Source organism: Clostridium porci (assembly GCF_009696375.1).
Taxonomy (GTDB): Bacteria; Bacillota; Clostridia; order Lachnospirales; family Lachnospiraceae; genus Enterocloster; species Enterocloster porci.
In genome coordinates, this window is record NZ_VUMD01000002.1 from 234,130 (window position 1) to 247,781 (window position 13,652).

Here is a 13,652-nt window from a genome sequence, read left to right on the forward strand (position 1 = left end):
GGCCTGAGGATACTCATAGGAACATAGCAGTTGAAGGGAAAATAAATTAAATATGAAAAGACCGCTTGTGACGGCAGCAGCAGGATTTGTACTTGGAGAGGTGCTTGCCCTGCAATATAAACAGGCGGCGGCTTCATACCCTCTGGAGCGGTTGGTTTGGACTCTTGTGCCGGCAATGGTGTTGGCTTTTGGAGCAGGACTGGTCAAAACAGAGAGGCTGGGGCTGTTCGGTTTTCGGAAGGTAAGACTGTTTAGGCGTATGGCCTGGAACCGGAAAACAACGATGCAGGGCGGAGGCGCTGGTAAGAGAGCGCTTCTGCTCTTTTTTGCGCTCCTCTTATCCGGGGGCTTCTGTGGATATGAAAGGAGCCTGCAGGTTAAGACGGAACTGGATAGAGAGGAGGAGATTGCAGGAGCCTTTCAAGGAGCTAAGGTAACAGTAACCGGAAGGATACATAAGGCAGAACATATGCCGGATCGCATGACAGTGGTATTGGAGGGAGTGTGTGTGAAAGCTGGCAGAAAGGAGGGACGGTTAAAGCGGGTGATGGTATATTTGAATAAGGAATGGGGAGACGGTCTGTACAACAGTGAAAATCTGGAGTATAGGCCAGATCGGGACTATGAGCTGGCGGTAGGGATGGAGGCAGAGGTGAGAGGAAGGTTGGATATTGTGGAAGGGTCCAGAAATCCAGGAGAATTTGATTTTAATAGATATTACCGATCAAAAGGAATTGTATGCAGGATGCTGGGGGAGGAGATTGAGACAGTGGGAGGCGAAGCCATACCCTATTATAACAGCTTAGCCCGGCTCCGGCTGTTGTGCTCCTGTATTTTGGATCGAATTTGTCTGCCGGAGGATAGCCCTATGTTTAAAGCGGTTCTTCTGGGGGATACTGCATGGATGGAGCCCCAGGTGAGGTCTATGTATCAGAGAAACGGCATTTCCCATCTTCTGGCTGTCAGCGGACAGCATCTGGCAATTATCGGGGGAGGGCTCTATGTGATATTAAGAAAATGCGGCCTTACATTTAAGACAGCAGGGGCTGTTGCCGGGATAATGGTTGTCAGCTTTGGGATTATGACAGGATCGTCCGGTTCTGCCATGAGAGCAGTTATTATGATACTGTGCCTGTGGCTGGCTGCGGCAGCAGGAAGAAGCTATGATACCCTTTCGGCTTTAGGACTGGCTGCTTTGGCACTGCTTTTCAGACAGCCCTATCTGCTGTTTCAAAGTGGATTTCAGCTTTCCTTTGGAGCGGTACTGGCCATCGGAGGGATGGGAGGCTGGATGATTAAGACTTGGGATATTGAAAAGGGATGGCAGAAAACTCTGGCTGTCAGCCTTTGTGTGCAGATGGTAATTACGCCTGTGGCGCTGTATCATTTTTATTTGTATCCTCTGTATGGGATTCTGATGAATCTTCTGGTAATCCCCCTCATATCGATTTTGATGTATTCGGGGATACTGGGGATTATATTAGGAAGCGTTTGGATTCAGGGAGGAGCAGCTGCTGCTGGAGCCGGGCATTATATTTTAAGGGTGTATGAATGGCTATGCAGGATGGCAGAGAGGCTGCCGGGATACAGCCTTGTGATTGGAAGGCCCCAGTGGTGGCAGATAGCGCTTTATGCGGCTGGGGTAGCCGGGATGCTGTATGGGGGTATGGTCTGGATGGGCAGAGGAGCAGACAGGATCATGGACAGCGGCAGTAAAAAGGCAGGAGATGAGAAAACAGTGAAAGTGTCTCATAGGATAAGCTGGCCAGTCCCCATAAAGGGTCTGGTGTTTGGCGCTTGTACCTACAGCCTGTGCTTTCTGGCGCTGCTTCCTGTACCGGTGAAGGGACTGGAGGTGGTTTGCCTGGATGTAGGGCAAGGAGATGGGATTGTGATGGAAACAAAGGATGGGGTAATTCTTGTGGACGGAGGGAGCAGCAGTGAGAAAAGTCTGGGAGATAAGACATTGGAGCCCTTTTTAAAAAGCAGGGGAATCGACGTGATTGATTACAGTATTGTCAGCCATGGAGACATCGATCATATAAGCGGGCTCTTATATCTGATAGAAGAATCGAAGGATGTGAAAATAAAACATCTTATCCTGCCGGCACCAGGGCGGGGCCAGGCTGTATACCAGAGACTGGAGCAGGCAGCAGCCGAAAAGGGAATCGGTGTCAGGTATATGAAGCCGGGGGATAAAATAGAGCTGGGGCAATTAAGGCTTTCCTGTCTGTATGCCGGAGGCGCTTTTGCTGCTTCCAAAGAGGATCGCAATGCCCATTCCCTGGTATTCTGTGCAGATTACAAAGCGTTTCACATGCTTTTTACCGGAGATATGGGAATGGAGCAGGAGCAGGAGCTATTGATACAGCTTTCAGGTAATGGCAGGGATAAAATGACGGCTCCATCCCTTCGGCTGCTTCAGAGGGAACATCTGGGGCATATAACTGTCTTAAAGACGGCTCATCATGGTTCCGCGAATTCCAGCTCACAGGAGTTTTTAGAGCGCCTTTCACCAAAGCTTGCTGTTATATCCTACGGCAGAGGCAATTCTTACGGTCATCCCTCCCCCCAGGTGCTGGATCGGTTTGAGGCTTTGGAGATACCGGTGCTGGAGACAGGCATCGGAGGGGCAGTAATCCTTAAAACGGATGGAAGCAGGCTTAGACAGAAATATTTTTTTGATGATTAACGGTACAGACAGCTGTTATATTACCTGTGGTAAAATATGTAGGATACGTCAAACGTAAAGAATATAGTGAGGTGTACTATATGAGTCTGGAGCAGATATTGGAGTACTGTTTTGAACATTTTGAGGGAACTGTTATGGCAGAAAGTTGGGGGCGAGAAGGGAGTGTTCTATAATCCTGGTTATAGATTAAAACGTGAGGTATATGTGCTGACAGTCAAAGAAAAGGACGCAGAGCATGATACAGACTCCAATCTGAACAGAGCTTTGAGCAAATTAAGCCTCTTATGCAGGAGTCGCATGAATATTCAATGACAAAGTTTCGGTAAAGAAGGGCGTTCCTGATTAAGGAATCACCCCCCCACCCGAAAAATATAAACGGTCTGGGTGGCCAGTCTCGCAGCTAGGGCGATTGCTACCGGGAACGCTCTAGCACATACTCCAACAGGGCATCACATCCCTTTGTGATGTCTTCCCAGGTGACGTCAAAATTTCCTGTGTACCAAGGGTCGGACACATCACGGTCAGACTGGATAAATTCCAGCAGCTTATAAATCTTTTTGTCAGGGTCTCCGCCTGCAATCCGTTCCATATTCTGTATATTCCAGCTGTCCATACCGATCAGGTAATCAAAGGAAGAATAATCGGACGTTTGCATCTGCTTCGCATGATGTCCGTCACAGGCTATCCCCGCTTGTTTCAGCTTTTCCCTGGTTCCCCGGTGGACCGGATTTCCCAGCTCCTCAGAGGAGGTTCCAGCAGAATCCAAATAGAACATGGAGGTTAAACTCCGCTTTTCAACTAACGATTTGAAATAGTAGTATGCCATGGGGCTTCGACAGATATTGCCGTGGCACACAAAAAGTATTTTTATCATGCATTTTACCTCTTTATAAGTCGTTTCATCTCTAATTTTTGTTTGTTATCAATAAATTTAAAGGATTTTGATTCATAAATCTACGCCTTTCTACATAGGTTTTCGAGCAAGTGGCTTACTAAATGGAGTACTTGGATAAGGCTTTTCGCCCTGTCCAGACCACTTTTTATTCACTCAAAACACTTATCCGAAGCGTCATACCTTGGTTTTCTTCTGTCTGTTTCCCACTGAAAGATACAATCTGCGCCATGGATTCTTCGGCTTTCTTGTAACTGTTGTGGGTATACACATTTAAGGTGACGCTTTCATCAGAATGCCCCATTCAATACTGCAGGTTCTCTAAATCCATACCTGCACTTGCCATGTTCGTTTAAAACGTGTGTCGAAATACATGCGGTAGCCTTTTTCTTCTCTAAATCTGCTATTTCTTTATCCAAACTACCAACTCATCCAAAGGGCAATTCAAAGTGCAAATTTTGCCCTTTAGAATGTTATCCATTGCACTTTGTATGGCACTATCGTTCTGCTTCGGAACATAATCCACATGCAGATATCGGTTCTTAAGTTCATAATCAGTACCTAAAATCAAATTACCGAAAAGCATTTCCAAAAACTTTGTTGTAGCGTGAATGCTATTTTGAAGGTCATTGTAGTTTGCTCTTACCAGTGCATTACGGAAGTACCGGGAATTTTTCTCAAAAGCATCGTTATTCACCTTGAACCCAAATGTTTTCATGTATTTAAACATAAAAACGGCTGTGCCTCTGGTATTGCCGTCCTGGAATGGATGAATGCGTTCAAATCTCACATGGAAGTCCAGAATATCCTCAAAAGCTTTTTCTTTTTGTGTATTGTACTCTGTAAGCAAAGCTTTCATTTTACCGGCAACTTCTTCCGGAAGTGCAGTATCCATGCCGCCAACTTCATTCGGCATCTTTTTATAATCGCCCACAGCGAACCAATTGTTTCTGGAAGCGCTGGTGCCGTTCTTCAGGAGCAGATGAAGTTCTTTAATGAATTTCTCTGTCAGTGTTGCTTTTGCATTGTCAATCATCATATCAATGCAACGAAAGTGATTCGCTGTTTCAGTAACTGAAAGGTATCGCATCTGCTCTCATTTGCTATAAATCGAATCAATAATTACACCAATCTACTGTATAGTATATCATATCATCGGCAATAAATTCAATTATCTTTGCATAATAAATTGAATTTTTGCCGTTTCCGGTAATTATGTTCTATTCACTTTCTTGCCATTCTCCTTATAATCTGAATAGAAAGTGACAAAAATGATTAGAATGAAATAAAAGTGTGATGAAAATCACATTTTTATAGCAAACTCTATTTTTGAGGTTTATCAGCAAATTTCTGCATAAAGAAACCAGCCCATTTCCGAGCTGGTTCCAATTCATTTTATGTATTATAAATTACTTCCCCTAAAACTACTTCCTCCGCCTGCATCTTCAGCATATTCATAAGCTTCACCTAAGCCATAGCGTTCGTTTCCTTATCCGGTGCCAGATTCTTTTCAAGCAGTCCTGACATAATACCCCCCCTATCCTTTTTCCTCTGCAATCTGAGGTTGGTTTACTCAGCAGTTGACTTAGCAGGCATAAGAGAGGCGCACCATTTAGATAAGGCACCTCTCTTATGCTGTACTGATCTTGAATGTGGCAGTCTGTTTCTATTAAAAATTATACCGTATTACTTCTCTATACTCTTGGTACATGCTCTGATTTCTCTCATCTCCCCCGTCCAGATTGGCACTGTAAAAAATTGGGGGCTTTTCGATCCCTGAATCTACCATTTTCTGGGCAAGTTCTGCTACAATAGTATTGAGCATCGCTGCTCCGATCACGGTGGATGTGGGTGATACTTTCTGTTCTAATCCGCTAATTTTAACACAGGCATCGCCGATATCACCGTGGTTGTCAAGTATGATATCTGCAAGCTCAAATACCCGTTTCCCGGAGGGGTGCCTGGAGGTTACTGATTTTGAATAGGAAAGGTTGGTGACAGCGATTACATGGGCTTTCTTTTCTTTTGCCTCGGCAGCAATTTCTATTGCTACGGGATTTCGTCCGGACACGGAGTGTACGATCAGTACGTCGCCGGATTGAAAATCGGCCTTGCTCTCTGCCAGCATTTTTCCATAGCCAGTACAGCGCTCCATTTTACTCGTCAGGGTGATGGGGCTTGAATCGAGCATAAGCTCTCTTCCGAATATGGGATTAAAAAGCATAAGTCCGCCAGCGCGGTAATACAGTTCTTCACTTAAGATACCTGCATGACTTGCCCCAAAAGTGTAAATGGTAGATTTGTTTTTCACACATTCATAGAGCATATCGACTGCCTTTTTAATATTTTCACATTCCTCGGTCTCGACCGTCTTGAGAAGCTCGTAAATACGATCTATATATTTGAAACTCATAAAATATTCACCTTTTTATTGTCAGCTAATTTATGTTATACCCATCCGGGCATCCCGTAACTCAGATGCTCCCCGTGGGCGCGCTCTGCGCGATAAGATATGGCTTATCCGATTAAACGGGCAATCAGTCCTTCAATAATTCCCCACAAGGAGAAATCCTGTCCTCCATAAACCAGCATCCACTGTTGGATCGTGTTGTTGAAGAAATAGGAACCAAAGCCCACGAGGAACACCATGATAATACCGGAAACTGCTGCGCCTATCACGCAGCCTCGCACTCCTCCGGTGGCATTTCCAATGATAGCGGCGCATCCAATCTCAAAGAAGCATGTGGAGACAAGTGGAATAACAACGGTGGGGAACATGCCAGCAGTGAGCAGAATTGTAATTATTGAAGTCACCATTGCCACTAAGAAGCCGATCACAAGGGCATTTGGCGCGTACGGGAAAATCACAGGTACGTCGAGTGCAGGGATTGCATTTGGAACGAATTTATCTGCAATTCCTTTGAAGGCAGGAACAATCTCTGCTATCAACATACGCACGCCCTGGAGCATGATCGTGATACCAACTCCAAAGTAGATAGCGTGGGTGAAAATGTATGTAAAGATGCCGGTTTTCCCCTCAGCATATTCCCATACCTGTGCTGGATCGTAGCCATTGGCAATCAGGATGCAGTACATGACAATATATGTAACCGCGATCGCGAAGGAACCGGTGATAGCAATTTCCCGCAAAAATCCAAGTGAGGAGGGTATATTAAGGTCCTCAGTAGATTTTTCCTTGTTCCCCACAGCTTTTCCGAGAAGACCGGAAATTACGGACAGACAGGTTGTCGGGTGTCCGATTGTGAAGGAATCATCCCCTGTTACGTTCTTTACAAATGGTCTCATAAGGTTTGGTGAAACTACCATATAAAGTGCTGTGAAAGCAGCGGCAAGTATGATCAGTTTTCCGCCTGTGAGGCCTGCATCAACTCCAGCTGCGATAAAAACGTATGGGAACCAGTATAACATATGCCCTGTCAGGAATACGGATTTCCAGCGTGTGAAGCGCGCGATGAGCAGGTTGATGGCAAAGGCTGCGATCATAACGATCCCAATCTCAGTGCCGTACATTGTGCCGATGTCAACGGTTTTTGATTCTACTGCCTGCGGCACAATCGTGTTAAAAGCGGTGGATATACCGTCAATGGAACTTCCAGTGATAAGGCCTGTACCAGTGGACAGGATAAAGAAGCCGACTGCTGTCATGACGGTTCCGCGGACAATCTCAGAAAAGGATTTTTTCTGAAGGATCAGTCCAATACATGCGATCAATGCGATAAAAATTGCCCCCTGACCAAAAATCTCATTGATGATAAAATTGAAGACTCCCATAACATCCTCCTTTGCTTAACTATTTTAATGTCTCGAAATAAGCGAGTGTTTTCTCTTCCACTTCTTGTTTGTTCATGAAGTTGTTGAAAACGACGATAGGAACTTTTGCGCGCTCTTCAATGCGCTGTGCGAGCTCTTTTGAGATAAAGATAACATCGCAGTCATTTGCGCAGCAGGTTGCCACGTCTCCGCAGAAGGCTTCAATCTCTACGTTGTGCTGTTTTGCAATGGCCTCAACGTTCATGCGCAGCATGAGGGAAGAACCGCAGCCGTAGCCGCATACTGTCTGAATCTTTGGCTTTTTCATAATGTGTCACCTCCATTTTGTTTCATTATTTTTCTATTCCTGAAATAAAGAATATAATTCTTCTTTATTTTTGCAGGCTTCTATTTTATCAATACTGTTGCTCTCCATCAGCTTTTCAGCAATTCCCTGAAGCTGTTTGATGTGGGATGTGCGGTCAGTGCAGGCCAGGCACATCACGACGGAGACAGGTCCGTTTTCACTGTGAAAATCAATCGGTTCTTTGAAGGTTGCAATTGATATGTCTGTGTGGAGAACAGAGCTTCCGGGTGAAGCGTGAGCCAATGCAAAGCCAGGCATTAATACAATGTATGGACCGAGCTTATCAACGCTCTCGATCATCTGATGAATGTACTCTTCTGTGATTGACTTGTTCGTGACAAGCGGAGCTGCCGCTGTCTGGATGGCTTCCTGCCAGGTGGCGGCTGTCTGCCCGATTAGGATATTGTTTAAAGATATATTGGCTGACATAAGTTTCTCCTTTCAAATGGATGTTAATCGTGTAGTTCTAAAATGTCTTTGATTGTGAGATCCTTTTCTTTTAGGCGTTTTAGGTTTTCCTCTTTCCCAAGGATGTAGGCAAGATTGATCAGATCGCTGTCCTCTTTGCGATTGTTTATTCCAAGGACGACTACTGCATAGATCTTCTTTTTATTAAAGTTGCCGAAGATCACTGGCTTTTTTAAGAGAAGCAGCGCAGAGCAGTTTCTGTGGATACCATCGTTCACTCCGGCGTGCACATAGGCAATTTCCGGGGTGAGTACCATGTAAGTACCGTAATTGTTTACTGCATTTATCATTTCGTCCACATACCTCTGCTCAATATCCCCCTTTTTTAGCAGAGGAGACGAGGCGATCTGTATGGCTTCGTTCCAAGAATCACACGCATCAAGAATCTGTATATCCTGAGGTGAGATGTAGTTTCCGATGCAATGTCTGTCTACTTGGAGTGAGTAGGAGTTCAAAAAGGTGGAGCACATCAAAGAGTAAGAATCGTGATATAATTTTTGACGTATTTGCTCCAAATCCTTTTGAGTCAATAAAGGCTCCACAACGATTACTGGGATGTGGTCGTGAGAGTAATCGTTGGCTGATACAATCAGATCGATTTTGTTTGCCTGCAAATACTCATCCACATCACTCAGTGAGCAGGGACCCCATATATTGCAGTCAGGGAGAGCACGTTCAAGACGCAGCTTTAGCATTGCGCTTGTGGCGACTCCATAGGAGCAGATAATGAGGATATCAAGAGATACAGCTTCCTTAATGCTTGTCTCGTAGATGGAAGTCAGATACATGGCAATGTATGCGATTTCGTTTTCATCAAAAACAATGCCGTATTTTTCTTCTACTTTACACATTTCATGCAAAGTAAATTCAAACATTAAAGAGACAGACATTTTGACCTCATTTAGTAGTTCATTGCGGATATGGATGTGACTGCGGCTGCGGTAAATGGCAGCTCTTAGGTGGACGGTCAATCCGTCTATGATCTCACGGAGAGAATCGCGCTCAATAGGGTGTACCTGAGCCAGTGAGGAGATCAGCTCCTGGGATATCATTTGTGCTTCATCCTGCATGCTCGTATTTAATATAGGCTGATTTGTTCTCTCAGCCTGAATAAGAGAGCATATAAAGTACTGCTCAGAGTCAGTGGAAAAATATTGTTCAATGACTTTTTTGAGATCGGAATCATCTTTGTATACCCAATTTTTTCTCAAGGAGTGACCGTTTTCAATACGGCTTAAAGTGTATGAGAGTATAAGCTGTATTCTTTTAAAGTCCACGAACTGTATCTTTTTTAGCTCCTGGATGTCATTGACAATTGCAGCAGCAATTGGGAAATTTGTCTGGATGGATTTGTCCTCTGAGAAAAGATTGTATATCTCTTCTTTGCAAAGCTCCATTCCAAGAAGCTCTAAAAATTGAAATCGGATACTTTTTTCCTCACCTTTTAAATGAAGTCCTCTGCCGGGTATCTTCTCGATCGTCAGCGTGTTCCTGCGAAGCCGCTGTTCCAGGGAATCAAATTGATTGATTACAGTCTGCCTGCTCACAAGGCATACTTTTGCCAATTCCTGGAAGGTCGTGGTCTCACGGATGAGCAGCAGGGCAATGACCAGATTTTCTCGTTCTTTTTTGTTGTAGAACCTGGTGTTAGCTGTTTTTAAAAGCTTAGACAGTTTTCGCTTTTCTTCGGGTGTACAGTTGAGAAAAACGCCTTTCCCAGTCTTTCTTGAGAGAGAAAGTCCTGATTCTTTTAAAAATGCTCCGATGGATGACAGATCATTTCTGCATGTGCGGTCACTGATAGAAAATTTCATGGCAATATTGAGGATCGTCACATAATCGGTCTGTTTTATCAGGTATTCCAGGATCTCTTTTTGTCTTTTTGAAACAGTAATCATAGCGCTTCTCCTTTATCTGATTATCTATAAAAATCCCCTGTTTATCAATAAAAAATGTATTCAATCGTTCTGGCAATTTTTTTATTATCAGATCTCGGATCAGATACTATATCTAGCAGCTGAAAAACTTGTATCCTATGCTCATTTAAAAAACATGTGTCAGAGTGTATGCTGTAGGATGGTTTTTATCTATGGAGAATCGAAGAAAATGAGAAAGGAATGACTGTCAAAGGGCAGGAGAAATAAAAAAAATGACCGCTTCCCCGCTCATTTAATGATACGAATCGTGGACAAGACAAGAATGTGCCAGTTTATTGAAATAGAGTTTATATAAAACTTTACAAATTCTTTTTTCTGTTGACTTTTAAAAACTGTATCAAAAGGGTGGAAAATTCGCTGTTCCTTCCGTCCTGTGCCACGAACTGAAATAGGCATGGAAGTTTTCCGTATCGAAAAGACTGTTTGCCATGTACTGCCTCCGTTTTCAATAAGGGTCTGGAACTATCCCAGAAAGCATTTTTCATTTTCAGGCAAGGGATCTGAAAATAGAAAAATCGCAAGTAGGTACTCACTTGCTGTGCATACTACCGTATCTTTTCCTACTTGCATAGCGTTGCAGAAATCTAAAACTGCCCATAAATGAATGGGAGATGTTTGCTCCTAGCCCCTAATTCAAAATTTTCCTTCTATACGTTGTATGTTTTATTTTACTATGAATCATAGTTTAAAAAGGCTTCCATAATGTACAGGAAACAAGGAGCATGGAAGCCTGACAGAGGCAATGAAAGGGGCGGATGCATTTGTAGGCGTTTCTTGTCCCGGTCTGGTAACAAAGGAAATGGCAGGTGTCATGAATAAGGGAATTACCTCTTAACCGGCAAGTAGCAGATGTGGTTGCCAAGGCTGTAGCTGAAACAGCGAAGATGGAAGGGATAGCAAGGGCTAATGGATCATGAGGAAATTAGCCAATAGAGCTGAACATAGATTCTGCGCTATTGGCTATTTCTTTGTAGCCGTATTTTCCTTAAAGAGGGCTGACAGATTGCGGGAGGCATGGAATTGGCCGCAGCTTTCCCGGTTGGCAAGGTAAAAGGGAAGATTCATTTTAACAGGAAGGCGGTGACCTCCTTCGATGCGGTCGATTAGGATTTTGGCTGTCATTTGTCCCATTTCCTCCACCGGCATGTGGATCGTGGTAAGCATGGGTGAGAGATACTGGGCTGTGTCAATGTCATCAATGCTGATGATAGATATATCCTCAGGAATCCGGCAGCCGATTTCCTGAATGGCCCTCATGGCTCCGATGGCTGTCACATCATTGCTGCAAAACAGAGCGGATACGTCCGCGCCCTGCTCAATTAGCTGCCTGACTCCGAGGTATCCTCCCTCAGGGGAAAGGGGGACATCAGCCACATATGCTTTTTTAAACGGAAGGCCGTGGGAGCTTAAGGCGGTGCGGTAGCCGGTATAGCGCTCCTCCTCCTGGGTTTCTCCGATATATCCGATTCTGGTATGCCCCAGTCTTACAAGATGGGTTATAGCCGTAAGGGAGGCCTGATAGCCGTCGCTGATGACCTGGTCATATCTGGCATCCAGGCTGTTAAGCCCTGTATAGGCGACACAGTTGAAATGTTTTTTCAGAAAGCTGAGTGTCTGCTTGTGGCAGCGTCCCAGTACCACAACACCGTCTACGTGGTTGTCTGTGATAAAGCGGAAGGTGCTGGGATGATGGATGTCAATGGCAGTGAAGGAGTATTTGAGTATGTAATTGTGCCGGAACGCCTCCTGTTCAATGCTGCGGGCCAGTCTGGAAAAGAAAAGGTCTGACTTTGAAGCTTCTGTTCTGGCAAATAGACAGGCGATGGAGCGGGAGAGGGGTTCTAAAGCCCCTGCGCTTTTCAGCTTTAAATCGCGGGCCATACGGTTGGGAGTATACCCTGTGCGCCGTACAATTTCCCAGATTCGGTCCTGAACCTCCTTGCTGGCAGCGTTTGTGCTGCTTTTATTAATGACCCTGGAAACGGTGGAGATGGATACGCCGGCTTCCTTGGCGATTTCTTTTAATGTCATAAACCAGTCTCCTTTCATTACGTGTAGTGCTAAGCCAATCTAATGTGATACAAAGGGCCTGAAGCTGAGTCAACGAGCCTTTCGATTACCTGAATGCAGCTCTCTGCTTTTATTTCCTATAAGTATATATTAAGTATACATGAAAAGGGCGCAAAAGACCATAGGCGCATACGCAAACGTTTGTGTAAAATTGTACGCAAACGTTTGAGAAAAAACTTTACAAAAATTACTGTCGATATGGTAACATAAAATCAAATCATTCAGGTATGCAACAGTAAGAGAAAGAAAGGCGGAAGTGCATGGCAGAAAATGTATTGGTTGTTCATGGAGGCGGGCCCACTGCTGTTATTAATTCCTCCCTGTATGGAGTGATAGAAGAAGCGAGGGAAAGCGGCAGGATTGATAAGGTCTATGGAGCCATAGGAGGCAGCGAGGGGATTTTGAGGGAGCGCTTTATGGATCTTTTGAAATTTCCGGAGGAAAAGTTAAAGCTGCTTTTGGAAACACCGGCTACGTCCATCGGCTCCTCCAGGTATGCGCTGGAGCAGAAGGACTACGAGGCCATGGTGGATATATTTAAAAAGCATGAAATTCAATATGTGCTTTTAAACGGTGGAAACGGCACGATGGATACCTGCGGACGCATTTACGAGGCATGCAAGGGGGAGGGAATCCGGGTGGTGGGGATTCCAAAGACCATCGATAATGATATTGCCATTACAGACCATACGCCGGGCTATGGAAGCGCTGCCAGATACATAGCGGGAACGACTGCCGAGGTTGGAGTGGATGTGAAGTCCCTGCCGATTCATGTATGTATCCTTGAGGCCATGGGGCGCAACGCAGGCTGGATTACAGCCGCCTCAGCGCTGGCCAGAAAGCAGCCGGGGGATGCTCCCCATCTTATCTATCTGCCGGAGAGGCCTTTTCATGAGGATGAGTTTTTGGAGGATGTAAAACGGCTTTATGAGGAAAAGGGCGGTGTCGTAGTGGTGGTCAGCGAGGGACTAAAGAATGAGCTGGGAGAGCCTGTGGTTCCTCCAATCTTTAAGACGGAACGGGCTACCTATTACGGTGATGTGGGTGCTTTTCTGGCGGAGCTGGTGATCCGAAAGCTGGGAATTAAGGCCAGAAGCGAGAAGCCGGGTATTTGCGGAAGAGCTTCCATTCCATGGCAGTCCCCGGTTGACAGGGACGAGGCTATTCTTGCAGGACGGGAGGCTTTAAAGGCCGCGATGGAAGGCAAGAGCGGCGTTATGGTCGGCTTTATCCGTGATGTGGAAAAGGAAGAGGCCGGCGGCGTTTACCAGATGCGTGTTGAGACAATCCCCATCAAAGAGGTAATGATGTATGAGAGGACGATTCCGGCTTCTTACATAAACCAGAGAGGGAACGACGTGACAGATGAATTTATCCGCTGGTGCAGACCCTTAATTGGGCCTGAATTACGGGACTTTATTGATTTTAAAGAGGAATATGAAAAACGATGAGGCT

11 protein-coding genes are annotated in these 13,652 nt (G+C 45.1%); 3 read left to right on the forward strand and 8 right to left on the reverse strand.

The annotated features are described in order from the left end of the window. The first annotated feature begins 52 nt into the window (after window positions 1–52). Together FYJ39_RS03355 and FYJ39_RS21320 are read left to right on the forward strand one after the other, a co-directional pair. Window positions 53–2,692, forward strand: coding sequence for a DNA internalization-related competence protein ComEC/Rec2 (locus FYJ39_RS03355; RefSeq protein WP_154471033.1), 2,640 nt, complete (start codon window positions 53–55; stop codon window positions 2,690–2,692). 162 nt (window positions 2,693–2,854) lie between these two features. Next, complete coding sequence (locus FYJ39_RS21320) at window positions 2,855–3,004, forward strand: hypothetical protein (protein WP_328597513.1); 150 nt, start codon at window positions 2,855–2,857, stop codon at window positions 3,002–3,004. Window positions 3,005–3,104: 100 nt separating this feature from the next. On the opposite strand, the gene FYJ39_RS03360 is transcribed toward FYJ39_RS21320, so the two are convergent. The 8 genes from FYJ39_RS03360 to FYJ39_RS03395 form a co-directional block, all read right to left on the reverse strand. Beyond that, window positions 3,105–3,566: a low molecular weight protein-tyrosine-phosphatase gene (locus FYJ39_RS03360; RefSeq protein ID WP_154471034.1), complete on the reverse strand. Its 462-nt coding sequence runs from the start codon at window positions 3,564–3,566 to the stop codon at window positions 3,105–3,107. Between the two features lie 421 nt (window positions 3,567–3,987). Then, on the reverse strand, window positions 3,988–4,674 hold the full coding sequence (locus FYJ39_RS21450; RefSeq protein ID WP_407923821.1) for a Fic family protein: 687 nt from the start codon (window positions 4,672–4,674) through the stop codon (window positions 3,988–3,990). Between the two features lie 579 nt (window positions 4,675–5,253). After that, window positions 5,254–5,997 carry an SIS domain-containing protein gene (locus tag FYJ39_RS03370; RefSeq protein WP_154471035.1) on the reverse strand — a complete coding sequence of 248 codons (744 nt, stop codon included), beginning with the start codon at window positions 5,995–5,997 and terminating at the stop codon, window positions 5,254–5,256. Between the two features lie 104 nt (window positions 5,998–6,101). Beyond that, window positions 6,102–7,376 (reverse strand): PTS ascorbate transporter subunit IIC, encoded by a 1,275-nt coding sequence (locus FYJ39_RS03375; protein ID WP_154471036.1) that lies wholly within the window; start codon window positions 7,374–7,376, stop codon window positions 6,102–6,104. Window positions 7,377–7,395: 19 nt separating this feature from the next. Continuing rightward, the gene (locus FYJ39_RS03380; protein ID WP_154471037.1) at window positions 7,396–7,683 is read right to left on the reverse strand and encodes a PTS sugar transporter subunit IIB; all 288 of its coding nucleotides are present in this window, start codon (window positions 7,681–7,683) and stop codon (window positions 7,396–7,398) included. Window positions 7,684–7,716: 33 nt separating this feature from the next. Next, window positions 7,717–8,151, reverse strand: a complete 435-nt coding sequence (locus FYJ39_RS03385; protein ID WP_154471038.1) for a PTS sugar transporter subunit IIA — start codon at window positions 8,149–8,151, stop codon at window positions 7,717–7,719. 23 nt (window positions 8,152–8,174) lie between these two features. Further along, entirely contained in the window at window positions 8,175–10,088 is a 1,914-nt protein-coding gene (locus FYJ39_RS03390) for a BglG family transcription antiterminator (RefSeq protein WP_154471039.1), read from the reverse strand. 999 nt (window positions 10,089–11,087) lie between these two features. After that, the gene (locus FYJ39_RS03395) at window positions 11,088–12,158 is read right to left on the reverse strand and encodes a LacI family DNA-binding transcriptional regulator (RefSeq protein ID WP_154471040.1); all 1,071 of its coding nucleotides are present in this window, start codon (window positions 12,156–12,158) and stop codon (window positions 11,088–11,090) included. Window positions 12,159–12,457: 299 nt separating this feature from the next. On the opposite strand from FYJ39_RS03395, the gene FYJ39_RS03400 reads away from it, so the two are divergent. Further along, the gene (locus tag FYJ39_RS03400; protein ID WP_154471041.1) at window positions 12,458–13,648 is read left to right on the forward strand and encodes a diphosphate--fructose-6-phosphate 1-phosphotransferase; all 1,191 of its coding nucleotides are present in this window, start codon (window positions 12,458–12,460) and stop codon (window positions 13,646–13,648) included. Window positions 13,649–13,652 lie beyond the last annotated feature (4 nt).

Bases quoted from the DNA above. Each gene is read 5' to 3' on its own strand.
- FYJ39_RS03370 (WP_154471035.1), bottom strand. From the start codon at position 5,997: ATGAGTTTCAAATATATAGATCGTATTTACGAGCTTCTCAAGACGGTC.
- FYJ39_RS03355 (WP_154471033.1), top strand. From the start codon at position 53: ATGAAAAGACCGCTTGTGACGGCAGCAGCAGGATTTGTACTTGGAGAG.
- FYJ39_RS03360 (WP_154471034.1), bottom strand. From the start codon at position 3,566: ATGATAAAAATACTTTTTGTGTGCCACGGCAATATCTGTCGAAGCCCC.
- FYJ39_RS21450 (WP_407923821.1), bottom strand. From the start codon at position 4,674: ATGCGATACCTTTCAGTTACTGAAACAGCGAATCACTTTCGTTGCATT.
- FYJ39_RS03400 (WP_154471041.1), top strand. From the start codon at position 12,458: ATGGCAGAAAATGTATTGGTTGTTCATGGAGGCGGGCCCACTGCTGTT.
- FYJ39_RS03380 (WP_154471037.1), bottom strand. From the start codon at position 7,683: ATGAAAAAGCCAAAGATTCAGACAGTATGCGGCTACGGCTGCGGTTCT.
- FYJ39_RS03385 (WP_154471038.1), bottom strand. From the start codon at position 8,151: ATGTCAGCCAATATATCTTTAAACAATATCCTAATCGGGCAGACAGCC.
- FYJ39_RS03395 (WP_154471040.1), bottom strand. From the start codon at position 12,158: ATGACATTAAAAGAAATCGCCAAGGAAGCCGGCGTATCCATCTCCACC.
- FYJ39_RS03390 (WP_154471039.1), bottom strand. From the start codon at position 10,088: ATGATTACTGTTTCAAAAAGACAAAAAGAGATCCTGGAATACCTGATA.
- FYJ39_RS03375 (WP_154471036.1), bottom strand. From the start codon at position 7,376: ATGGGAGTCTTCAATTTTATCATCAATGAGATTTTTGGTCAGGGGGCA.